The sequence below is a fragment of the Leptolyngbya sp. Cla-17 genome, from assembly GCF_016807185.1.
GTDB lineage: Bacteria > Cyanobacteriota > Cyanobacteriia > Leptolyngbyales > Leptolyngbyaceae > ULC077BIN1.
Window position 1 is genome coordinate 1,338,227 of sequence record NZ_JAEVYN010000002.1, and the last position, 23,156, is coordinate 1,361,382.

Consider the following 23,156-nt stretch of genomic DNA (forward strand, 5'->3'; position numbering starts at 1 on the left):
AGGACGGAACGTTGACAGGCTAGTTCTAGTTTAAATGAGCCAACCAATCCAGAATTAAAGGATTCACCGCATCAGGATTTTCGTCGTGGGGACAATGCCCCGTGTTGGGAATGGGGATGAATGTTAGAGGATGGGTTTTGGCAAATTCTTGATAAAGGGCGGCTCCTGTGATCGGAGTCCAGGGATCGGCTTCGCCCCACAGCACGAGCAGCGGCACTTTTACCTTGGGCAACAGCTCTTTGGGAGACGGACCTGCGGCGGCGGTGAGTACCGATGCAAATACCTGCTGGGCACCGGGATCACAGGAAGGATTATAGAGTAGATCGATTAAATCATCGGTAACCGCAGTGCGATCGCGATAAACCTGGTACAACGTGCGACGTAAGCGAGATTTTTGGCGGATGCGGTTGAACATAAACGGACCGATCAATTTAGAACTGATGACTTTGGTAAAAGTGCCCATCACCAGTCGCATCGGCAAATTAAATTCATCGGGGCGGTGGTTGAGGCCACCCGCGCAGTTAAGCAACACCCCACCTGCCGCTAGATCGGGATGGTCTGCCAGCAGCATCAAGCACAGCAAGCCGCCAATCGAATTGCCCACAAACACGGTGGGTTGTTGAATGTGTGCCGTCCAGAAATCTTTGAGTTGCTCTTGCCACAAATCAAGAGAATAGTCCAGCGCAGGTTTATCGGAACCGCCAAACCCCAACAGGTCGATCGCATACACCCGATAGCCTGCGGCAGCTAACACCGGAATATTTTTACGCCAGTGCCCCAACGATGCACCAAACCCATGCACTAGCAGCAATGGCTGTCCGCTGCCCATGACGGTATAAGGAATTTGGTATCCTTTCCAAGTCCAAGTTTGAATTTCAAAGGGGCGATCACTAATGGAAGTTTGGGTCAACACGATATATCGGGGGTGGTAATGGAAATCTTAACTTATCTTCATGATATAAGAATCTGGGAACTGGAGTAGGAGCAAAAGCGATGAAAATGCAGGAAGAGGTGATCCGTCATACCCACAGGTTGCTTCACAGTTTTCATCATTGGACAGGAGTGCCTCTGTTAGTCAACGATGAAAATGAAGTAATCAACAATGGAAACGAAGCCACGGTTCTATCTGAGGAAGGCTGCAATAACGCCCAAGCGTTGTTCGAAGCTCCTTTTGTGGTGGTATCCCATGGCACGGAAGCAGATCCAATCTTCAACTACGGCAACCGGCAGGCGTTGCGATTATGGCAAATGGAATGGGATCAGTTTACCCAAACCCCTTCCCGGCTTACGGCTGAACCGATGGAATGGGCAGACCGCGATCGCCTGTTGCAGCAAGCAAACGCTAATGGCTTTATCAACAATTACCAGGGCGTGAGAATTTGCAGCACTGGACAACGGTTTTCAATTCACAATGTCATCCTGTGGAATGTAATAGATGAAAAAGGTGACTGTTGCGGTCAGGCAGCAACCTTTGATCAATGGAATTTTCTTTAATCATGGATTTGCCGCTTGTCTATCACCCTGATTATGTGGCACCACTGCCAGCGGAACATCGATTTCCTATGTCCAAATTTCGGTTGCTCTATGAGCAATTGCTAGCGGATGGAGTGGCAACTCACTCACAGTTTCATCTGCCAGAGCGATCGCCCCCCGCTTGGATCGAACAAGTACACACGCCAGAGTATGTGCAGGCTTACTGTGAAGGCAGTTTGGATGCCAAAGCCCAGCGACGGATTGGCTTGCCTTGGAGCTCTGCTTTGGTGAACCGGACTTGTGTGGCAGTGGGAGGAACGGTGTTGACTGCACAGCTTGCGCTGAAACAAGGGCTGGCGTGCAATACAGCCGGTGGAACGCACCACGCCTTTCCTGCCTATGGATCGGGATTTTGTATTTTTAACGACATGGCGATCGCAATTCGCCATCTGCAACACCAAGGACTGATTCAAACCGCATTAATCGTGGATCTGGATGTGCATCAAGGCGACGGCACTGCGTTCATTTTTCAGGAAGATACCAGTGTGTTTACCTTTTCAATGCACTGTGGTGTTAACTTTCCGGGCACCAAACAGCAAAGCGATCTCGATGTCCCACTATCTGAAGGCATGGAGGATGACGAGTACTTGCAAACTTTAGCAGCCCATTTGCCCAATCTCTTATCTCAAATAAAGCCCGATCTGGTGTTCTATGATGCTGGAGTTGATCCCCATGAGGGCGATCGCCTAGGCAAACTTGCCCTTACCGATACCGGATTGTTTCGCCGCGATATGCAAGTGTTGGGCACCTGCTTGTCTCAAGGTTATCCCGTTGCCTGTGTGATTGGGGGCGGATATGCAGAAGATATGGCAGCGTTGGTTTACCGTCATTCTTTACTGCATCGTGCTGCGAGTGAAATGTATCGCTACCATCAGCTTTAGGAAACGGCGAACGTAACCTATTAAAAATTCTTTAAGCCAGCAGGAACCATCTTAAAAACTGCTTGTACCTTAGGACCAAATACAATCACATCCTCAGACTGCAACTCAGTTGAGCGACACTTTCTTCCATTGATTATTAGACCATTGGTGCTAGGCGTACCGCTGAAATCGCCATCGGTAATTTGGTAAGCCACCGTTTCATTATCAGGATTGAGACGTTCCAAAACTGCGTGTTGGCGAGAAACAAATCGAGAATGCAAACAAATATCGCTTTTAAGATCACGCCCGACTGAATAGCGATCGCGTTCTAGCAAAATTTCTCGCCGACCCCAATCGTCTTCAATCACCAGCAGTGGGTGCCTTGACAGAGTACGGGGAGTTTCGCCATTACCTCCATGAGCAGAAGCAAAAACAACATTTGAATCAGTATCGCCCTCGACAAAAGTTTGGTCACCATAGCCCATAGTGAAAATGGGACTGGTAGTGGGCTGATGATAGGGGCGACCCGATTTGCCAACTGCTAAATTCCGAGCTTCCCAGCAGACTGGATCACCTGGTTTCAATGCCAAAGCGCGATCATAGCTAGCGATCGCCGCATCATAGCAACGCAGTTCTGCTAGTGCATTACCGCGATTTCGCCAGCACAGTTCATAGTCTGGATTAATTGCCAAGGTGCGGTCATAACAGGCGATCGCCTCTTCGGGTAGGCTCATGCCATAAAAAAGTAAACTACCGCGATTATGCCAAACTTGCTCGTGGTCGGGAACGAGTTTTAACGCCTGGTCATAACAAGAAAGGGCTTGAGTATAATCACCTAAGCCATAGTGAAAGGCATTGCCACGCTCATGCCAAATTTCACAGGCAGATGAATCTTTAGGTCTTAAGCTTAAAGCGCGATCATAGCTGCTGATCGCTTCAATGTAATCACCACGACCTTCTAAGGCTAGTCCGCGTTCGTACCAGACTTCATAACAGTCTGCTTGCTGGTTCAGCACTTGGTCATAATAAGCTACTGCCTGCTCGTAGTTCAAAGCGGCAGCGGCGGCGAGTCCCTGACAAAATAACATCAGAGCTTCTCTATTGAGTGCTATTTGACCTGTATCAAGCATTATCCTTGTCCTGAGGTACTGAGTATCCTCACTAGTGGGATTACCATACATGAAGTAAACAGCGTGAATTAACTTACTGCTGCTTACTAAATTCTACCTACCCTTCATCAAGCTAGTGTGAAACACACAGTTTCCTCACACTTTCTTTAAATATGGATAGATTGACACAGTAAAGTGCTTGAGTAGACCTTTGGAGCGATGTCTAGGTCAGAATAATCCTCCATAAACTTTCTACTCACTGGCAGTCATTATATTGACTGCTTTTAAGGGAGAATACGAAGATCTTTCAAATTTGGATTTATGCTTCGAGATCGCGGTTTTGCTTGCATCGTTTCTAATCTTAGAACTAAGCGCAATCAGAGCGATCGCTGTACTATCTAAATGTCATTCATTGTCAGTTATCTAGTCAGGAGTCAACGCAGTATGGGTACGCCAATTCGAGAGGGTGACACCATTCCCAATTTCACTTTGCCATCCCAAACCGGGCAAATGATTGAATTGAAAGAGATTTTAGGCAAAAAAGCGATCGTGCTTTATTTTTATCCAAAAGACGATACACCCGGTTGCACAACAGAATCTTGCGCTTTTCGCGATAGTTATACAGTGTTTCAAGATGCTGGAGCAGAAGTGATTGGTATTAGCGCAGATTCACCTGAATCTCACAGTAAATTTGCCGAGAAACACCAGCTTCCCTTTATTTTGCTCAGTGATACAGGTAACAAGGTTCGCAAGCTGTTTGGCGTTCCTTCCACTTTAGGGATACTTCCTGGTCGTGTTACCTATGTTGTTGATCCACAAGGGATGGTCAGAAAAATCTTTAACTCTCAGCTTAACTTCAAGGGTCATGTAGAAGAATCTTTAAAGGCGCTCCAAGGCGGGTAGGCTAAATCGCTAAAACAAATCACGATATAGCGAAATCTCGTCTACCCGTAACTCAAATGGAATACCTGTGCCGACCGGAGGACAAATGCAGATCTTCGCATTTGGTGTGAACCGTTCTAAAGCGTGCCCGATCGCGGCTAGATTGCTTAACACTCGCCAGTGAATAGTCATATCAGGGCAAGCAATCACAAGCGTTAATGCATGTGCCTCAGTGGTGAGGTGCCACTCACAAGCTAATAGCAACGCTTGAATCACTCCACTACACGCTTCATAAAAGCCCTTGCTCAGAGCCTCCTTCAATTGGCGATGCATCGTTTTATCGTCCTTACCCAGTTGTACAGGAGCGCGATCATCTGAGGGAAGAGAAGATAGAGCCATGAACAAGTAAATGCGCAAGCATTTATATGAAGAATTTCCTTAGTGTAACTCTAGCAAGAAGGCAAAGACAGTTTGCTTAAGCTTTGATACTGGATTGTGTAACAGTTGTGTGATGTTTTATGTTTTTTACAGAGTCGGTATGCAGCAGATTTAAGCCGTGTATTTGCAGTGTTGGTTAGGCATGTTTCCATAGCCTGGCGAAGGATAGGAGTTAAGGAAATCTATGACCAATAGATTTTAAAGACCGCGATCGCTAGTAGGAATCCTATAATCAGCCGATATTTCGATGGAAGTGTTTGTTTCATCAGGAAAATAAAGTGTTGCAAAAAACTGTAATAAAGCAATTAAACCAGTGGATTAAGTTGAGCTTAATATTGATTTTGATGTTCAGTCTAGCTGCTTGCACAACGTTGAGTGCTCAAACAGACCAGCCAGCAGTGCCTCAGATGGGAAAATCAACTCTTAAACCAGTTACTTTAGAATCCAAAAAAATCCTGACAGGTCAAACTATTTATGTACCCGTCTATTCCTACATTTATCATTACGATACGCAAACTCAAGTCATCAACTTAGCAACTACTTTGAGTATTCGCAACACGGATTAAAGCATCCGATTATCATCACAAAAGTTGAGTACTATGACACAAGTGGAAAGCTAATTAAAAACCTGTTAGAGAGTCCTTCAGAACTTTCCTTGATGGCCTCTGCGGATTACTTTCTTCCTAGAAATGAGGTAAGCGGTGGATTAGGTGCAAATTTTTTAGTGGAATGGAAGAGCGAACATTCAGTATTTGAGCCAATTGTGGAAGCTGTGATGGTTAGCACTGAGTCAGGGCGAGGTTTATCTTTTGTGAGTCCTGGCAAAGTATTAAAGCCGATTGAAGCAAACGTCTCCTCTTAAATCAATCACACATTTTTTGCATAAAACTATCTTTGCTATTTGTAAGGTCAGTACCTTATTCGCTGATTTTGGAAAACGCAAAGTTATAAAACTAGAGCATGTAAACTATCAATATCCCCACCAAATTTTTTCGCATTTATCAAGCCGGAGAGATCGCCTGTCTCACTGGTCTAAAATCCTTTCTAGCGCTTGCAACCTAGAATCTAGCCTAAGTCAAAATTGCGCCACCCATTAAGCGTTGGTAGCGATAGTCCAATTCTTGTTGCATCAGCGTCCAACGGCTAAGAGTTTCATCTTTGGCAATCACTTTTTCGGCAGCTTCTCGCGCTAGTTCCAGCACCGCTTGATCTTCTATCAAACTTGCGAGCGCAAAATCTGGCAATCCCGATTGGCGCGTGCCTAACACCTGACCTGGACCCCGAAAACGCATATCCATTTCTGAAATGAAAAAGCCATCCTGAGACTGCTCCAATACCTTGAGGCGTTGACGAGCCGTTTCACTGCGGGAGCTACTCATCAGCAAGCAAAACGCTTGATCGACACCCCGACCCACCCGACCTCTCAACTGGTGCAGTTGGGATAGCCCAAACCGTTCTGCATGTTCAATGAGCATAACGGAGGCATTGGGCACATCTACACCCACCTCAACCACCGTCGTGGAAACAAGGATTTGAGTTTCGTTTTTGCGAAAGCGGTTAATTGCATCTTCTTTCTCAGCAGAACTCATGCGTCCATGTAGCAAGCCCACTTGAAATTCGGGAAAAACCGCCTCTTGCAGTTCCTGGTGTTCTGCGATCGCCGACTTCAAATCCAGCTTTTCTGATTCTTCTACTAGCGGCAGCACTACATACACCTGCCGTCCTTGGGCAATTTCTCGTCGCATCAGATCATAGGCCTGCATCCGCTCCTTTCCTGCAAGCGCAGTCGTTTGAATTGGTTTTCGTCCTGGCGGCAGCTCATCAATTTGGCTAACATCCAAATCGCCATGCAGCGTAAGAGCCAACGTGCGAGGAATGGGCGTAGCAGTCATGGTCAACGTATGCGGATGCTCTCCTTTTTGTTGGAGTCGTGCCCGTTGCTGCACCCCAAACCGATGCTGCTCATCAATCACCACCAATCCCAGTCGTTGAAAAGTCACTGAGTCTTGAATCAAGGCATGGGTGCCCACCAACACTGATAGTTCGCCAGTTTGTAACTGAGAATGAATTTCTCGGCGTTTTGCAGCTTTGGTTGAACCGGTCAGCAGTTCTACAGGCAGATGTAGCAGGTTGAACCAACCAACCAACTTACGATAGTGCTGCTCAGAAAGCACTTCTGTAGGGGCCATCATCGCTGCTTGATACCCCGATTGAATCGCTGCTAACATGGCAACCACTGCTACCACCGTTTTGCCCGATCCTACATCCCCCTGAATCAGGCGATTCATGGCGGTCGTTTTTTGCAGATCGTTCAAAATATCGTTGACGACGCGATCTTGGGCGTTGGTAAATTTGAACGGAAGCAGGGTGTAGAACTCGTCAATTAATTTTCCAGTCGGCGCAATGCTGGCGCTGGCCTGGATCTTTTGCTGAGTTTTGCGGCGTTTAAGCAAGCCCAGTTGCAGATAAAAGAATTCGTCGAATACCAGCCGATGACGAGCAGCTTCGAGAGCGGCATGGTCGGGGGGAAAGTGGATATGGGCGATCGCTTCATGGATGCCCACTAATTCGTACTGCAATCGCAAAGAATCGGGCAATGCCTCTTGAAGTTGCAGGGTTGCCGGGAGAGCTGCGACAACCGTCCGCCTTACTAAATCGGCACCAACTCCTTCGGTCAGCGGATAGACGGGCACCAATCGCCCCACTTTCAGCGAGTCAATCTCACCGCCAGAGTGATCCAACACCTCAATTTCTGGGTCTTCGATCGTCATACCTTCCTTACCCCGCTTGACTAAGCCTGAAACCGCGATCGCGGCTCCGGGTGGATACTGGCGCTTTTGTTGCTCCTGCCAGCCGCGACTGTTGTAGCGACTACCCGCATAAAATCGGCTCAGCTTTAGTTGCCCAGTGTTATCTCGCACGACTAAGTTTAAGATTGTCAGCTTTGGGTTGCGAGGACTGCTAAAACAAGTGCAGAGCTTCACAAATACGACCAACGTTACCGTCTCTCCCTCCTTTAACTCGCGGATATTCACCTGTCGGGCGTAGTCAAGATGGTCGCGCGGGTAATAGTAGAGCAAATCCCGCACGGTCAAAAGTCCTAGTTTTGCTAGCTTCTCGGCATTTTTAGGACCTACACCAGATAGATAAGTCAGCGGTTGATCTAGGGTCAGAGGGGAGGAGGGAGGAGGAGTTTGAAGTTTGGAGTTCGGAGTTCTAGATGAAGAGCTTTGTAAGTCCTTTGGACTGGCTTTGCTAGCGCGTGGCGTTCCCGTAGAGAATGTTTTGAGTTTTGTTTGCGTAGCGTCTCTACCGCTGCCTTGGTTCTCTGCTCTTCTGCTCTCTGCTTCCCCAACATTCTGGCTGGCCAGCTCCCAAGTTTGCCTTGCCTGATGCAAAAAACGTCGCGTGTCTGCTACAAGGTGCTGGCGCTGGGCAAAGCTCATCTCAGAATAGGTGGTGAACTGGCTCCCAAGTGATTGCCAGCGACGTTGATCATCCGAAGAAAGCGGTTCGGGTGGCTGATTCAGGGAAAAGCTGAGAAATTCGCTGAAGCGGTGTTCTTTGCCTTGCAAATCGTTAAAGCCGCGATCTGCTTCGACTGACAACGCTTTTTGCAAACGTAGCCAGTCGGGTGGAGCTTGGGAAATGGCGAATCGAGAAGACACGCCTTTGTTATCTTGAGTCATGCAAAAGGCGTTTATGCCGTGACAAGATGGCTTGTCAACAAAGGTTAACGTAATCTATCCTACATAATCCCTAATAAATCACTACAGAAGGGGCATCTCGAAAATAAGAAGCTTTATTGACATCGAGAGATTACGAAGTTACGAGAGAGATGTGTAGAATCCCCTTCAATATTGAGCCTACATTTCTGAACGGAAGTCGTTTCCCCCGCTGCCACATATCATCGGATTGTCCACTAATGGATGTGATCCAAATTTTGCTAAGCCGCTCTTAGCTCGGCCCGCTCGAATCCATGCATTTTTGGCGGTGGAGCAGCTTTAGAAATGACCCATAGCAATCGAGGAATTTCTGCACTGTTATAAACTCGAAACTCGTTTTCGACTTTTGCTTCGACTTTGCGAAGTGCCTGGTTTAATACTAAAGAGCCATCAGAGTCGGAAACAGAGCGGTGAAATGTGCCGGGAGGAATGCGTAAAATGTCGCCGCCCGACTCTAACCGTACAATATGGAATGGATATTCCCAGTCAAAATTAACCAGATAAAAGGTGCGTCCGCCAGATAATGCCAACAAATTATCTTCTTGTCTGGGGTGTAGATAAAATTGCCAGCTACCCTCTGCGGAATTGTTTGGACTCACTGCTGGACCGTCATGAAATACTAGGTCACGGGCATTGGAGTTGGAGATAGTAATGTCAAAAAAACGAACTTTGGGCGTATCGCGGAATTTTTGGTAAGGTATCAACTCAAACATGTCGCTAAGTCTCAATTCTATATAAGTGCAAGTTGTGAATCGTTTGGGCTAAACAGACAAAACCATGCAGATAGTGGAACTTATCTTACTCACGTTGGTTCTCCGCCCCTTCCTGTTAGATTCAAATAACTTAACAGTTGTAGGTTTAGCCTAGCGTGAGTAATTAGACATAAACAAAGCCTTTCGCGAGTTATATCTATGCAGAAAACGAATAGATGCAGTCGATAACTATTTTTCAGTTGCAAATTTTGGCAGCCGTAGCGGAGCATCACAGTTTTTCTGAGGCTGCTCTTCAACTAGAGGTTTCTCAGTCGGCGGTCAGTCGAGCGATCGCGGCACTTGAAGAAGAGCTGGGCGTATCTCTGCTGTCACGAGGACGCTTTGGGGCACGCCCTACTCCCGTTGGTGAGCGGATTTTGGTTCATGCTCACCAAATTTTGCAGCTTCGCGATCGCATTGACCATGAAATTGATTTGGAGAGAAATCTCAGCGGTGGACGGATTCGCATCGCCTCATTTCGCAGTGCCGCTACCCATCTATTGCCGCCGCTGATCGCTCAGTTTTATCATCGCTTTCCCAACATCAAAGTCACATTGACGGAAGATGACCCAACGAGCATAGAATTGGCATTACGCGAAGGACGAGTGGATATTGGCTTGGTGCCCCTGCCCCGATTATCTGACGAACTGGAAACGTGGGAAATTGCTCGTGATGAATTTGTGGTGATGTTGCCACCGTCTGCTAGCCCGATCCCTCAGCAGTTGACCTGGCAAGATCTCGCCCAATATTCCTTCATTCTCTATAACTATGCTGAATGCACCTCTGCGGTACGTAACCATTGGATTCAATGGCAGCAGTCTTTCAAAGTGGCCCATGAAATTAAGGAAGATTCCACGATTGTCAGCATGGTGTCCCAAGGGTTAGGAGCCGCTGTTTTGCCACGACTGGCGGCACTGCCGATTCCCAAAGGCATTCAGGTACGCTCGTTGCCGGTTCCTCTTGAACGCATTATTGGTGCGGCGATCTTTGCTAATGGGTTGCATTCTCCAGCAGTATTCACCTTTCTGGACTTACTACAAGGCAGGGGCACGTTTGCATCCAAGGGTTGATGGAGTCAATTTGTGCCGATCTTTTAGGCTAATCCATTAGGCTAATCCATCAAGCGCACTGCGAATTGCCTCGATTCGCTGGCGATTCACGCCTAAATCGGATTCACCAAGCCGCGATGCCGATCTCACCTCGATTGTTGGCTGAGAGAGATTGACGTAAAATTCCACATCATCCACAAAACCCATCAATGCGCTAGTGAACTCGGCGTAAAGGTAGCGATCAGTAGTCTGAATGATTTGGGTTCGGGGTAAAGATTCAATGGTTTTTTTGAGTTGCGCGATCGCCTCTGTGGGGGTGCCTTCATATCGCAGCGGCTCAATCTGATGCTCAGCATCTTGACCCTGGCTACTCACACAATTTGGAGAAGCAGGACATGCAGCCAGCTTTCCATCCACTACTCCCAAATTGGCTGGGCGACTACCAGAAAATGAAAACAACCTGCCAGACATTGCAATCACCTCAGAATGTGAAGCCGGATAGGCCACTGCTGGATTAACAAACCCAAACCAGCTCAACAGAAAAATCAACACGGATGCAAACAAAATAGAACTGGTCATGGCGCGCCAGAAAGGACGCAGTTTTCCGAAGAATGGGTTAGATATACACATGTGAGTTGCGATCGCGTTTCTTTACAGTTTGCAACACAAAACGACCCAATACAAGGGAACCCTTACTTTCCACGACCATGGGTAGGGCGCATTCCACCTTGTCCAAAATTAGCCCGAACAGGTGCTTCCGGCTGTAGCTGCTGACGACCATTGCGGACAATTCGCAGCATTTCGCCGAGCTGAGATTCCATGTCGTGCAGAGTGCGATCGGCGTAGTCATCAGCTCCCGCTTGAATTGCCTCACATTCCGCGATCGCCATCCGCTGCATTTCTTCCAGTTCTTGCTGTGCCTGATGGCGCATCCGATCAATTTCGGCGATCGTCTGCTCCCGAATTGACTCGCACTCTTGCTGCACCCGCTGACGGATCTGCTGTGCTTGCATCTCCGACTGTCGCACGATGGTTGACTCATTCATTAGTTGAGCTGATCGGCGATCGGCAGTATCAATTATTTCCTGAGCATACTGCTCTGATTGCAAAAAGATTTCTTCTTTATGACGCACAATGCTATCCGCCTCATGGAAAGCATCAGGCAAGCTCAAACGAATTTGGTCGAGCTGCTCGATAATGCGTTCTTCATCCAAAAAAGTTCGCCCAAAAAATCGCGGACTATCCAGAATCATTTCTTCTAGACGATTCAACTCACGCTGAATGTCTACCCCGGTTTGTCCATCCCTGGAAGAAACTCCGTTCTGGGGTGTTCCACCACTGGTGTTGAATCCTGCTTCGGAACCGATATTGGAAGAATCTTGGCGTAGCATTTATAAATATCTGGGGCGACAGGTTGAGGGACAAGATGGTCTATTCGACCGCCAAGCTTAGCAATTTCTTTCACCAAACTGCTGCTGAGAAAGCTATGTTCGTTAGAGGTTGCCAAAAAAACAGTTTCAACTTCCTCTGAAAGCGTCTTGTTTGTATGTGCCATCTGTAACTCCATCTCAAAGTCAGATAACACTCGCAGACCTCGCAGCAGAACGTTTGCCTGGCGCATTTTCGCGTAAGTCACCGTCAGTCCATCGAAACTGTCCACTTCAACATTAGTGAGATGACCAGTTGAACGCCGAATTTGATCCATGCGCTCCGCGACTGTAAACAGCGGTGTTTTGTTTGGGTTGCGTAGTACGGCTACAATAACCCGTTCAAACAGGCGAGAACCCCGTTCAATTACGTCCAAATGCCCAAGGGTGATTGGGTCGAAACTGCCAGGGTAAATTGCAAACACCAACGGGAACCAAATTGACTGATGAGGCGATTATAAGAGTAAATGCGGGTTTAAAAGCAGGAAGATGAAGACGAGTTGAGCAAGAACAGGCTGTTTTTCTGTCGTAACACGAGCCTGAAAAAGCGATACTCTATGGGAAGTCAAGGATTGTAACGTTTCATATTTTTATGGATTCAATAAAAAACAGTCTACTTTTTAGGTTTGTAGACTAAATAACCAGCTCCCAAACTCGATGGTTTCATCAACAGCGACAACGATTAAATTTTTGCAAGAACCCACTTCAGACGCATGGATAGAGCAGGCGCTGGCAAATTTGGATACGGTTTTGTTGGATCATTCCCACTGTGAGCGCAAGGCGGCGGGAGTTGCGTTGAATCTGATGTTTCGTTATCCGGCACGTACCAAACTGGTGCGAGCGCTGACTGCTATTGCCCAAGAAGAGCTAGAACACTTCGATCAGGTCAACCAGATTTTGGAGCAACGTGGCATTCCCCTTGCACCTTTAGCCGCTCCTCCCTATGGGGCTAGTTTGAGTAAGCAAATTCGTTCCCAAGAACCCGATCGCCTGCTGGATGCTTTGCTAGTGTCTGCCTTAATTGAAGCCCGCAGCCACGAGCGCTTAGGGTTGTTGGGAACCCATTGCCCGGATCCTGAACTGGCAAAATTTTATCGGGGATTAATGGCATCGGAGGCTCGTCACTATGGCATTTACTGGGTTTTGGCAACAACCTATTGCGATCGCACTGTGGCAAATCAACGTTTAGAACAATTGGCAACAGTGGAAAGTGAGCTCCTCTCTACGTTACATCCCGAACCCCGAATTCATAGCTAGCAGGAGTTCTATACGATGACGACTAGGTTGCTCATTCAAGCAGACTCCACTTCGATGGCAATTAACCTGCCTGCATTCTGAAACAGTGAGTGGTGAACCTGAACTACCTGGATTTATCCTAAAAATGGCAAAAGTTTGGTAACCAACCCATCATGCGGAAAACCTATCAGACTTTTTTAATTCGAGATTGGCAGGTGGGCGATCGCGCAATTGCCGCCGAAGTCATTCACTCTGTGCTGGTAGAGTACGGTTTGGGGTGGGAGCCGAATGGAGCCGATTGCGATGTGCAAGAAGTTGAAACCTATTATTTGCAAACAGGCGGCGAGTTTTGGGTAATTGAGCAGCAAGGCAAGTTAGTTGGCACTGCCGCTTATTACCCTATTCAACGGTCACAAAACGCTGTCGAAATTCGCAAAATGTATGTGTTGCCGGAATCCAGAGGTCAAGGTTTGGGGCAATGGTTGCTGCAACAATTGGAAGCCGCGATCGCCGCACGCGGGTTCGAGAAAATCTGGATCGAAACCGCCAGTGTATTACAGGAAGCCGTCAAGCTTTATGAAAGCAGCGGCTATGAACCTACAACCGGAGTCGAGACAGCCCGATGCGATCGTGTGTATGTAAAAGTTTTGAGTTTCAGCTAGTTACGGTTAGCACGCACAACAATAGTGTCTCAGTCCATTCCACAACGGCTCCATAGGTGTCTCCTGTATGACCATCCAGCTTTTGGTTGAACCAGGCTCCTGTCGAAACGGCGATCGCGCTGCCAACCGCTGCCATTCCGATTGCCCCAGCCCATTGCTGCGGATGTAGCCCAACAAAAATTCCGCTGAATCCTAGCAGCATCAGCCCACTAGGCAGGGCTTGCCAAATCGATTGAATTGCCACTTTGTGTAAAGCGCCTTTCCCTTCAAGTTTTAGGTAGGAATATTGGGCGATCGCCACCAGTTGTCCCCATCGTCCCCAACCTGCCGCTGCCATTAAATAGATCCAGCGATTGGTTTCTAGGCTTGCCAAAGCAGTCGTTTTTAGTAACACAATTGCCACAGCAACCATTGCCCCAAAAGCGCCCGTCCGGCTATCCGCCATCACTTCTAAGCGCCGCGCTGGATCAAGGACTGCCAACCCATCCGCAGTATCCATCGCCCCATCTAGATGCAGCCCCCCGGTGATACCAACCCAAGCGACGACGAGCAGCGCACTGCGAACCAAAATTGGCATTCCTAGCTGTTGTAACCCAGTATCGGTTAACCCTAGCAAAGCACCAATCAGCAAGCCAATCAGAGGTGCCCATTCAGCAATTCCATAAAATTTTAAGTGCCAATGACTGGGTAAAGGAATGCAAGTATAAAACACGATCGCGCCTAAAAAAGTTGGCAGCAGCGATCGCCCAGCTCTATCTTCAGATTCCATTGCTGAATGCGGATCGGTCATAAAAACTTAATTGATAGACCGCATAAATTTAATTTTGCAAGACTCAATTTTAATTTATCTACATCTAGTGGCAAAGTTTGGTGAATACCCACAGATATGAAAAATCCTTTTATTGAATCACTTTTATAAGGAAATTAATCAAATTCATTCGCTGTGACCTAAAAAAGTTGGGATAAACTTAAAACATACCTGATACGCGACTTCATCTCCGCTGGATTCTGTCTTCTTTACATCTATTTCCTACTATTAGTCAAGTCCTTAGGTCGTTATCTTTTTGGCAAACTAACTATTTTAAAGTCGAAGAATTTTGTTGAAGTGGTCACATTTCATGCTGTTCTTTGATCGCTTTTGTTAATCCTTTAGTTTCTAAGTATTGAAGGATTTTTGGGTTCTGTTATACAGATGCCTGTCTTGTCAAACTGCTCGGCTTATTCAGTTCAGAGGCTTTCTCTACATGAGTTATGAACAATCTCCCCGTAGTCAGCGTCCCATTGCTCCTTGCATTGTTGATAGTGGCACTATTGTTAACATTCAAGACATGCAAAGACTGCTTTCAGACTTAGGACGTGTTCAGTACATGCATCTCCAAGATGACATCACAATGAGTCAGGGAGAAGGCTATATTCTTGAAGTTTTTGCCGATCCTTATCGTTCTACTTTGGTTGCCAACCACGCACTTTATCTCAATGTTCAAAGCTTTGATTATCTTGAGATTGGGCTGTCTTCTGACCAGACACCTTGTTTTAACTTAGTTCAAGACAGCCGTCAACTGAAAATTGTGCCTTTATCCAATCCGCTGTCGGAGCAACATAGCCGCAATTTGAATGCGGCAGCTTTGGATGCAGTGGTTGCTGATGTGTTAGCTGCTGGATGGGATGTGCAAATTGACGATGATGAGCATTTCTTTCTTTAAAGTCAAAGTAGTCAATCTTGATTCCATTCAAAGTGGCACAATGAAAAATCTGTGTCGATCGCTCAATACCGTTGAATACTCAATTTTCTTTTCAGTGTCAGGCAACCTGTAGCCATACCCAAGCGAGAGTAGGTGTTTTTTCAACTCCCCATGGGCAAGTGGAAACGCCTCGATTTATGCCCGTTGGCACTTTAGCAAATGTTAAAACCATTACGCCTGACCAATTGCAAGCAACAGGCGCACAAATGGTACTGGCAAATACGTACCATCTTCATCTACAGCCTGGTGAAGATATCGTGGCAAAAGCGGGTGGTTTGCATCGCTTTATGGCGTGGAAGGGTCCGATTCTGACGGATTCAGGAGGATTTCAGGTGTTTAGCCTGAGTGAAATGCGAACGATCGCCGAAGAAGGTGTGCATTTTCGATCGCCTCGCGATGGACAGATGATTTATTTATCGCCTGAACGCTCGATTGAAATTCAAAATTCGCTGGGTGCCGATGTGATTATGGCGTTTGATGAATGCCCACCTTACCCCGCGACTCGCGAGAGTGTGCAAGAGGCAACAGAGCGAACCTTTCGCTGGCTGAAGCGGTGTATGGTTGCTCATCAGCGATCAGATCAAGCACTTTTTGGCATTGTTCAGGGTGGAGTTTATCCTGATTTGCGCGAGTTTGCTGCTAGACAACTGGCAGATTTAGATTTGCCGGGTTTTGCAATTGGTGGAGTCAGCGTTGGAGAGCCGCCAGCGCTCATTCAGCACATTGTTAAGGCAACTGCGCCCTTGCTCCCTGCGGAAAAGCCTCGGTATTTGATGGGGGTAGGAACTCATCGAGAAATGGTGCAGGCGATCGCAGCAGGTGTTGATTTATTTGACTGTGTAATTCCGACTCGGTTGGCACGACATGGCAATGCGATCGTGGGGGGAGAACGGTGGAACCTGAAAAACACTCGATTTCGAGAAGACTTTACCCCTCTAGATGAGGCCTGTCTTTGCTATACCTGCCAAAACTTTACCCGTGCCTATGTCAGCCATTTGCTGAGATCTCAGGAGATATTGGCCTATACCCTGCTTTCAATTCATAACATTACTGAACTGATTCAATTCACCCAGCGCATCCGTCAGTCCATTGTTCAAGGGCGCTTTGTGGAGGAATTTGGATCATGGTTGACCGATTAATTGAGGGAAAACTCATTGTCGCGGTAGAAGTACGACTGAGTTGAATTGGCAAAGCACGGCGATCGCTTAGACATTGGTTGGCTAAAGATTTGAGCGATGTCACAGAACAGGCGCGATGATAATGGAGAGCTATATTCTTTTCTTCCATGGCTTCTCCTCGCGATCGCCAATTTACGCTTGAGCTAGTTGTTCGCTCTGTCAGTCCGGCTTTACTAGAAGGGCTAGAAAGCTGGCTGCAACTGGGATTAATTTCTGATGTGCTGGTGCGGCAAATTTGTGCGGAACAACTAGTCTGCCCAGTGCCGCAGGTCTCAGAGAGTCCGCAAAGTGTTGCCCTCACGGGAATTGCAGCAGACCTGGAAACACCCAACGCAATAGAGCCACCTGTGAAAGTGGGAGGCAATTTTCTTCCGCCTGAAGCAACGGATCAGTCGAGGCAGGGAGATTTGCAATATGATCCCCGTCGAAGTGCAAGTGCTGTTTCTGAAACGCCTGTAGTCTCTGCACCTGTTCGCCATCCCACAGTGGCTGCTCGACTGTTGCAGTCTTTCATGGCAGAACTCAGCGTCTTGTGGCTGCTATTTTTAGGTGTGTTTTTGGTTGTGGTGTCGTCGGGCGTGCTAGCAGCGACCCAATGGCGCAACTTTTCAGCCGTCGGGCAGTACAGCATTTTATTGGGCTACACGCTGGTCTTTTGGGGAGTCGGCTGGTGGACAGGAAAACAGGCCTCCTTGCAGTTGACCAGCCGCATGTTGAGCATTGCCACAGTGTTGATTATCCCCGTCAATTTTTGGATGATGGACGGGTTTCAGTTGGGGCAAAGTCCGGTTGGGCTGGGTATGGCAGCGATCGCGTCTTTTCTCTTGACTGGCATCTTGATTCTGCTGTTGAAATCTAGTCGTGACGGGATGCTGCTGATCGCCGCGATCACCCTGACTTGGCTGCATTGGGGTTGGGGCTGGCAGGAAGTGCCTTTTTGGGCGGTGTATGGGGGAACGGTTGGGGCGGCGGCGGTGTTAGTGCAGAGAGCAGGGAATAGGGAGCAGAGAACAGAAAATAGAGAAATAGAGCCAGTTGAGGCGATCACTTCACCGATCAATCTACCATTCGTTTCTCCCTCTCTGAGTAAAATTGCAGTAGCAGCGTTTGCACTGATTTTGATTGGACGGGCGGCGCTGATGGCTCAAGTGCCGATTAACCAACTGGGTTTGGCATTGGGGATCTGCGGCTGGGTGCTGTGTTGGTTGGCGCGTCAAAATTCAGCCCGTGCTGTCTGGATGAGGGCTGGAGCAGGGCTGCTGCTGTTGGGGTGGCTGGTGGCGGTGACGGTGATTCCCCCGTGGCAGGCGATCGCGGTGAGTGGATTGGCGCTGTGGCTGCTGGGCGATCGCTTGCGTCGTATCGGGTCACCGATTGATTTAATCACTGGCTTTTTGGTGGGATTGCAAGCCTGCTGGTTGGTCTGGCAAGTGGTTCCCGCTGCTGTCCAAACCCGCATCCTGACCTTCTTTACTCAACTTGCCGGAACGGATGCGACGCCGTTGACTTTTCTGGGGCTAGGTTTGTTTCCTTACGTGCTGCTCACAGTGGTTTTAGCGTTTCGCTTGAGACGGTGGCAACGCCCTGGACTAGCCCAATATGCAGAATTTTTGGCACTGGGTTTGGGCAGTGCATTGACCCTGATCAGTTTGGATAATGCTTGGGTGCGATCGCTCAACTTGCTGCTGTCGGCAGTCACGCTACTGATGATCACCACTAAACGAGTTCAGCCTTCACCCCGGCTGATTTACCTGACTCATGGCATTCTTTTAGCCGCGATCGCCTCTGGAATTGACTGGAGGTTTCCCACGCTATCTTCTACTACGTGGGCAGGTATATTACTCGTTGGCATGGTCGCCGAATGGAGCCTTAGCATCGGCTGGATCGGTAGTAGAAGACACTCAATAGAACCAGAAAGCAGCGTCCAATCCTCCGCACTCTTGGCTCCCCGCACATCATGGCAATTGAGCGCCTGGTATTTTGGGCTAACTCTGGCAGCGTTGAGCTATGGGCTGTTGTGGCTCCATGGGTTGCAAGAACAAACACTCGATTGGGGTGGACTGTGGCTAATCGTGCCGTTGATGTTGACACTGTTGGGCAACCAACGACGATTTTCCTATGGCTACACCGCGAGCGGATTAAGTAGTGTGGCGTTGGTACTGGTGCAGCCGCTCATGTTTACCACGATCGCGGGGCGGTTAATCAGTCTCGGCATTGCAACGGTGCTAATGCTGCTGAATACTCGCCGAATGCAGCGTTTAGTCGCGGCAGTGCTCACCACTGGCTTTGGGCTAGGATTTGCTGCTGTCACCGCTTGGGAGATTTTTGCCAACAACCGTACCATTGGTTTTGCCACCGTTATGCTGGCGATCGCGGTGCTGGTTCTCTGGTTGCTGCGAGGTTGGCTACTAAACCACCCACCCCATCACCTCAAGAACCTCTATCAGAAAGCTGCAGATGGTTGGGCTATTGCGCTAACCCTATTAACTCTGGTTGTGCTCACCCTAAGTCAGGCTGCTGTTTACTTAGAATTCAATCAATCCACGGCAAACGATGCGATCGCGTCAGCCATTTTGATCGCCGCTATCGGCTATCGACTATGGCAAAGTGCCAGCAATGTCGGCTTCCACGCGATCGCTTGGAGCGTGGAACTCCTACTCACCAGCAGCATTGCTCTCACGGGGCGTTCCCTTGACGCTTTAGGAATTGCTAATCTTGCCCTCGGCTTAGCCACTCAGCTCGGCGGTGATTGGTGGATGGTAAGCAGGCAATCAGGGGGCGCGGGACGCGGGGTTAGGGAACAGGAAACCGGGAACCGGGATCAAAGGCTCGACCAACTCCCAACTCCCGACTCCGAACTCCCTTTACATAGCGCCTCCGCAGAAGTTACGCCGAATCACCCTTCCGCCTTTCACGTCATCCCTATTCTCTACGCGCTTTTTGGAGTCGTGATTCAGCACCGCACGTTTACGGCTACCACGGGTTGGTATACTTTTGCTGCGGCGCTTGTGGGGCTTGGGGTCGGTCGTCGTCAAGGGTGGCTAAAGTGGCTCACTTTTTTGTCATTGGGTGGGGTTTCCATCGCTGCTTACGAACTGCTGCTCTATCAACTGTTGCAGGCAAAAGGTGGCAGTTCAGGAGATGGCATTACCCTATTGGCAGGGTTAGCGATCGCGTTTGCGATCACCTACTACGCGCTCCAGCGCTGGCTGATCCCTTACCTGCGAGTTCCTGAATGGATGTGGCAAGCGATCGCCCACGCCCACTGGATTTTAGGCTCAACCCTACTGATACCCGCCTTGTTTAATCTAAGCGCTTTTGGTGAATGGCTCTGGACAACAGCGATCGCAACAGCTACGGCATATGCCCTGGCAATGGGACGAAACAGGGATCAGAGATCGCAAAACATAGAGCGGGGATCAGAGGAAACTCCGCACTCTGCACTCCACGCTCCGTACTTCGTATCTTCCACTTCCCTGTGGATCTACGCCGGAATCACCCAGAGCTTGGTGACATTGACCTATTGGCTACACCGCTGGCTACCGGATGCGATGTTGATCGATTGGGCTGGAGCGATCGCGGCGATCATTGCCGTATTTCTCTACTTTGCACCTTGGGATCGGTGGGGCTGGAATTGGCATCCGTGGCGACAGGCGGCGATCGTGCTCCCTACCATTGCAATTCTGCTAACGGGATGGGGCAGCAACATTCAAAGTCTGCTGATCGTAGCGGCGTTTTATGGCTGGTTGTCGAGTGCAGAACGGCGCGTCAGCTTAAGCTACCTTAGCGTGCTGCTGGCAGATTGGGCAGTGTTGCGAATGCTGCACGAACGGGGAGCTATAGAACCGCTGTGGATTGCCGCTGTGATCGGGTTTTCTCTCTTATACGTTGCCCAAGTTGAACCAAGCTTGCGATCGCCCGACAAGCGCGAAACGCGCCATTGGCTGCGCTGTCTTGCCACTGGTACTGTCAGCTTGACAGCGTTTTATCAAGCGCAGGTGGGAATTGCTGGCATTCTTCCCCTGCTGGTTGGCTTGGGCGCGATCGCGATTGATTTAGGATTCATCTTTGCAGGAGTGTTGCTCAGAATTCGAGCACTGCTGTATGTCGGCACCGCCACCTTCATGCTGCAAGTGCTATGGCAAGTGTGGCGCTTTATTAGCGATTATTCTCTGGTGCTGTGGGCGATCGGCATTGCGGTTGGGCTACTGCTGATTTGGATTGCCGCTACCTTTGAAGCCCGTCGCAGTCAGGTCAACAGCCTCCTGCAACGCTGGATTGTTGAACTCGATGATTGGCAATAGTATTCCGACGCAAAGGTGAGCAAAATCTGACTTTTGCCAATTTTTTGGATGCCGTGCAGCATAATTTAGATTCAGGATTTGAAGAAGTCCTGCTGAGTTCTTTCTGCTGTCTGCTGTTCAACCCTATGACTTCCAGTTCTGATCCTTCCGCTTCACAGATGTATGGGATGGCGCTTCGTCCCTCTCAGGTTCCCAGTTCCACCGCTCGTGTGGCGGTGATTGGGGCGGGCAACGTGGGCGCAACCCTGACGCAACGGCTAGCCGAAAAAAATATTGCCGATGTCGTGTTGCTAGATGTGGTGGAAGGTCGCCCTCAAGGGGTGGCATTAGATTTGATGGAAGCGCGGGGCGTGGAACACCACGATCGCCAAATTGTGGGCACAAACGACTTTAAAGATACTGCCGATGTCGATCTGGTGGTGATCACCGCCGGGTTACCGCGCCGCCCCGGCATGAGCCGTGATGATCTGCTGCTGACGAACGGCAAGATTGTGCTGGATGTAACCCGCAGGGTCATGGAACACGCACCGAATGCCATCCTTCTGGTGGTCACCAATCCGCTGGATGTGATGACCTACGTCGCCTGGAAAGCTAGCCATTTGCCGATCCACAAAGTCATGGGCATGGCAGGAGTGCTAGATTCTTCCCGGTTTCAAACCTTCATCGCCATGGAGTTAGGCGTGTCAATTAATGACATTAATGCCATGGTATTGGGCAGTCACGGTGATTTGATGGTGCCGCTGCCGCGCTATTCCACCGTGAATGGCATTCCAATTGACCGATTCTTAGATGAAGCCGCGATCGCTCGAATTGTAGCCCGCACTCGAAATGGCGGGGCAGAACTGGTAGGACTCCTAAAAACCGGCGGAGCTTATTACGCTCCCGCCTCAGCAGTTGCCGTGATGGTCGAGTCAATCATTTTCAACCAGCCGCGCATTTTACCGGTTGCTGCTTATCTACAAGGACAATACGGGCTAGAAGATATTTTCCTTGGAGTGCCCTGCCGTTTAGGTTCTGAGGGAATTGAAAGTGTGCTGGAACTGGAGTTAACCCCACAGGAGCAAGCAGAATTAAACACGTCAGCCGATGCCGTGCGGCAAAATTTGGAGCGCTTGGTGGCGCTACTCAATGAATCAGGGTTGAACTTCTAGAACTCATTCAGTTAGCTTTTTCCAAAAGAATCTTCACTGCTTGGATCATCACCTCTGGTTGATCCAGCCAAACAAAGTGACCGCTAGTTTCGGCTTGAAGTTGAGTGCAATCGGTTGAAAGTTTTAATAGCTCCTGATGCATTTCATCGCGCAGTCGATTGGCGGCTTCTAAGGGAATGAACCGCGTCCATAAAGATGGTTTGAAAAAGCTGTTGGCTTTGATGCTGACGATTGGCAAAGAGCCGAGGGACTCAACAGCTTGAAGTTGCCGTCCGCTTGTGTCCAGGCTCCACATCTCTTGAGCCATTGTAATCCAATGTTTGGGACGGCAAAACGATCGCTTGACCCGGTTCAAAGTACTGCTGGGATACTGTCTTAGCGGAGGCTTGATTAGCTCAAACACTCCACAGATCTTCAGCAGGCGAATAATTCCCAAACCAGCTCCCAGCAAGCACATGACAAAGCCAGAGATAAAAAATAGTTTCAAAGCACGCAGCAGTAACGTCATCTGCAACATGCCGTTTTCGTGCAAGCCATCGGTTAACACCAACCCCACAACTTTTTCAGGAAACTGGTAGGCATAAAGCCGCAGATTGTAGCTGCCAAAGGAATTACCAATCAGCAGATAGGGTGGGGCAACGTTGGCAGCAGTGAGAAGCTGATCGAGTTCGGTGACAATCTGCTGGCTGTTGCGAGGATGGGGGCTGCGATCGCTCCATCCATATCCAGCGCGATCGTAACAACAAACCCGACCCAACTTCGCCAGTTCTGGCAATAAGAAATAGCCTTCGATGCCGCCCAAGCTGTGATCCAGCACGATGGTTGGCTGGCTCGTGGAGTCGCCTGCGGTGTATAAATGCAGCTTGTATCCGCCTATGTCGATGCGCTGACCGGGCGGTGATGTTTGATCTTCATGCCAGCAGGCGATCGCCTGATAGAGCGTTGTTACGATTAGCAACAAGTTTTTAACTAAATCTAGCCCAACCATGAATTTATGTGTCCCTTAAGACCGAATAATGAATTTGCTGTTCGTTAAATTTGCTGTTAAACATATTGCCTTCCAAGGCAATTTCGTGCCCATCTCCGTTAGAGCAGACAGTCCTAAATA

The 23,156-nt window shown here is 48.8% G+C and carries 21 protein-coding genes and 1 pseudogene; 12 read left to right on the forward strand and 10 right to left on the reverse strand.

All coding sequences use genetic code 11. The features are described from left to right. Window positions 1-25: 25 nt before the first annotated feature. The gene (locus JOY44_RS17320) at window positions 26-913 is read right to left on the reverse strand and encodes an alpha/beta fold hydrolase (protein ID WP_415881113.1); all 888 of its coding nucleotides are present in this window, start codon (window positions 911-913) and stop codon (window positions 26-28) included. A gap of 80 nt (window positions 914-993) precedes the next feature. Between JOY44_RS17320 and JOY44_RS17325 the strand changes: the two genes are divergently transcribed. Both JOY44_RS17325 and JOY44_RS17330 read left to right on the forward strand, forming a co-directional pair. Then, a complete protein-coding gene (locus JOY44_RS17325) occupies window positions 994-1,494 on the forward strand; it encodes an MEKHLA domain-containing protein (protein ID WP_171574862.1) in 501 nt (166 codons plus the stop codon). After that, a complete protein-coding gene (locus JOY44_RS17330; RefSeq protein ID WP_197985526.1) occupies window positions 1,479-2,414 on the forward strand; it encodes a histone deacetylase in 936 nt (311 codons plus the stop codon). The genes JOY44_RS17325 and JOY44_RS17330 overlap by 16 nt, the downstream gene beginning before the upstream one ends. Window positions 2,415-2,434: 20 nt before the next feature. On the opposite strand, the gene JOY44_RS17335 is transcribed toward JOY44_RS17330, so the two are convergent. Further along, window positions 2,435-3,481 (reverse strand): tetratricopeptide repeat protein, encoded by a 1,047-nt coding sequence (locus JOY44_RS17335; protein WP_203032044.1) that lies wholly within the window; start codon window positions 3,479-3,481, stop codon window positions 2,435-2,437. A gap of 465 nt (window positions 3,482-3,946) precedes the next feature. Here JOY44_RS17335 and JOY44_RS17340 point away from each other — a divergent pair, with 465 nt between their 5' ends. Then, window positions 3,947-4,405 (forward strand): peroxiredoxin, encoded by a 459-nt coding sequence (locus JOY44_RS17340; RefSeq protein ID WP_171574864.1) that lies wholly within the window; start codon window positions 3,947-3,949, stop codon window positions 4,403-4,405. A gap of 9 nt (window positions 4,406-4,414) precedes the next feature. On the opposite strand, the gene JOY44_RS17345 is transcribed toward JOY44_RS17340, so the two are convergent. Continuing rightward, entirely contained in the window at window positions 4,415-4,783 is a 369-nt protein-coding gene (locus tag JOY44_RS17345; protein WP_171574865.1) for a hypothetical protein, read from the reverse strand. Between the two features lie 296 nt (window positions 4,784-5,079). On the opposite strand from JOY44_RS17345, the gene JOY44_RS31490 reads away from it, so the two are divergent. Then, entirely contained in the window at window positions 5,080-5,388 is a 309-nt protein-coding gene (locus JOY44_RS31490) for a DUF3124 domain-containing protein (RefSeq protein WP_242541799.1), read from the forward strand. 5 nt (window positions 5,389-5,393) lie between these two features. Continuing rightward, window positions 5,394-5,684: pseudogene (locus JOY44_RS31495) on the forward strand (DUF3124 domain-containing protein); the annotation flags it as partial. A 208-nt stretch (window positions 5,685-5,892) separates the two neighbouring features. Here the strand turns inward: JOY44_RS31495 and recG are convergent. After that, entirely contained in the window at window positions 5,893-8,511 is a 2,619-nt protein-coding gene (gene recG / locus JOY44_RS17355; protein WP_171574866.1) for an ATP-dependent DNA helicase RecG, read from the reverse strand. A gap of 257 nt (window positions 8,512-8,768) precedes the next feature. Then, a complete protein-coding gene (locus JOY44_RS17360) occupies window positions 8,769-9,260 on the reverse strand; it encodes a cupin domain-containing protein (protein ID WP_171574867.1) in 492 nt (163 codons plus the stop codon). A 215-nt stretch (window positions 9,261-9,475) separates the two neighbouring features. Between JOY44_RS17360 and JOY44_RS17365 the strand changes: the two genes are divergently transcribed. Then, window positions 9,476-10,369, forward strand: coding sequence for a LysR family transcriptional regulator (locus JOY44_RS17365; protein WP_197985528.1), 894 nt, complete (start codon window positions 9,476-9,478; stop codon window positions 10,367-10,369). 36 nt (window positions 10,370-10,405) lie between these two features. Here the strand turns inward: JOY44_RS17365 and JOY44_RS17370 are convergent, their stop codons facing one another. From JOY44_RS17370 to coaD, 3 genes are all read right to left on the reverse strand, one after another. Then, entirely contained in the window at window positions 10,406-10,927 is a 522-nt protein-coding gene (locus JOY44_RS17370; RefSeq protein WP_171576081.1) for a DUF1499 domain-containing protein, read from the reverse strand. A 113-nt stretch (window positions 10,928-11,040) separates the two neighbouring features. Then, the gene (locus tag JOY44_RS17375; protein WP_171574868.1) at window positions 11,041-11,739 is read right to left on the reverse strand and encodes a hypothetical protein; all 699 of its coding nucleotides are present in this window, start codon (window positions 11,737-11,739) and stop codon (window positions 11,041-11,043) included. Then, window positions 11,634-12,200, reverse strand: a complete 567-nt coding sequence (gene coaD / locus JOY44_RS17380) for a pantetheine-phosphate adenylyltransferase (RefSeq protein ID WP_171574869.1) — start codon at window positions 12,198-12,200, stop codon at window positions 11,634-11,636. The genes JOY44_RS17375 and coaD overlap by 106 nt, the downstream gene beginning before the upstream one ends. A 232-nt stretch (window positions 12,201-12,432) precedes the next feature. Between coaD and JOY44_RS17385 the strand changes: the two genes are divergently transcribed. Next, window positions 12,433-13,032, forward strand: coding sequence for a tRNA-(ms[2]io[6]A)-hydroxylase (locus JOY44_RS17385; RefSeq protein ID WP_171574870.1), 600 nt, complete (start codon window positions 12,433-12,435; stop codon window positions 13,030-13,032). Window positions 13,033-13,184: 152 nt separating this feature from the next. Next, complete coding sequence (locus JOY44_RS17390) at window positions 13,185-13,673, forward strand: GNAT family N-acetyltransferase (RefSeq protein ID WP_171574871.1); 489 nt, start codon at window positions 13,185-13,187, stop codon at window positions 13,671-13,673. On the opposite strand, the gene cobS is transcribed toward JOY44_RS17390, so the two are convergent. Beyond that, window positions 13,666-14,463, reverse strand: coding sequence for an adenosylcobinamide-GDP ribazoletransferase (cobS, locus tag JOY44_RS17395; protein WP_197985531.1), 798 nt, complete (start codon window positions 14,461-14,463; stop codon window positions 13,666-13,668). The two genes, JOY44_RS17390 and cobS, sit on opposite strands and share 8 nt — an antisense overlap. Window positions 14,464-14,917: 454 nt before the next feature. Between cobS and JOY44_RS17400 the strand changes: the two genes are divergently transcribed. From JOY44_RS17400 to mdh, 4 genes are all read left to right on the forward strand, one after another. Next, window positions 14,918-15,376, forward strand: a complete 459-nt coding sequence (locus JOY44_RS17400) for a hypothetical protein (RefSeq protein WP_171574872.1) — start codon at window positions 14,918-14,920, stop codon at window positions 15,374-15,376. A 71-nt stretch (window positions 15,377-15,447) separates the two neighbouring features. Next, window positions 15,448-16,554 (forward strand): tRNA guanosine(34) transglycosylase Tgt, encoded by a 1,107-nt coding sequence (tgt, locus tag JOY44_RS17405; protein ID WP_171574873.1) that lies wholly within the window; start codon window positions 15,448-15,450, stop codon window positions 16,552-16,554. A gap of 146 nt (window positions 16,555-16,700) precedes the next feature. Next, window positions 16,701-20,897: a hypothetical protein gene (locus JOY44_RS17410; RefSeq protein WP_171574874.1), complete on the forward strand. Its 4,197-nt coding sequence runs from the start codon at window positions 16,701-16,703 to the stop codon at window positions 20,895-20,897. Further along, the gene (gene mdh, locus JOY44_RS17415; protein ID WP_197985532.1) at window positions 20,888-22,048 is read left to right on the forward strand and encodes a malate dehydrogenase; all 1,161 of its coding nucleotides are present in this window, start codon (window positions 20,888-20,890) and stop codon (window positions 22,046-22,048) included. The genes JOY44_RS17410 and mdh overlap by 10 nt, the downstream gene beginning before the upstream one ends. A 7-nt stretch (window positions 22,049-22,055) precedes the next feature. On the opposite strand, the gene JOY44_RS17420 is transcribed toward mdh, so the two are convergent. After that, a complete protein-coding gene (locus tag JOY44_RS17420; protein ID WP_171574875.1) occupies window positions 22,056-23,036 on the reverse strand; it encodes an alpha/beta hydrolase in 981 nt (326 codons plus the stop codon). Between the last annotated feature and the right edge of the window lie 120 nt (window positions 23,037-23,156).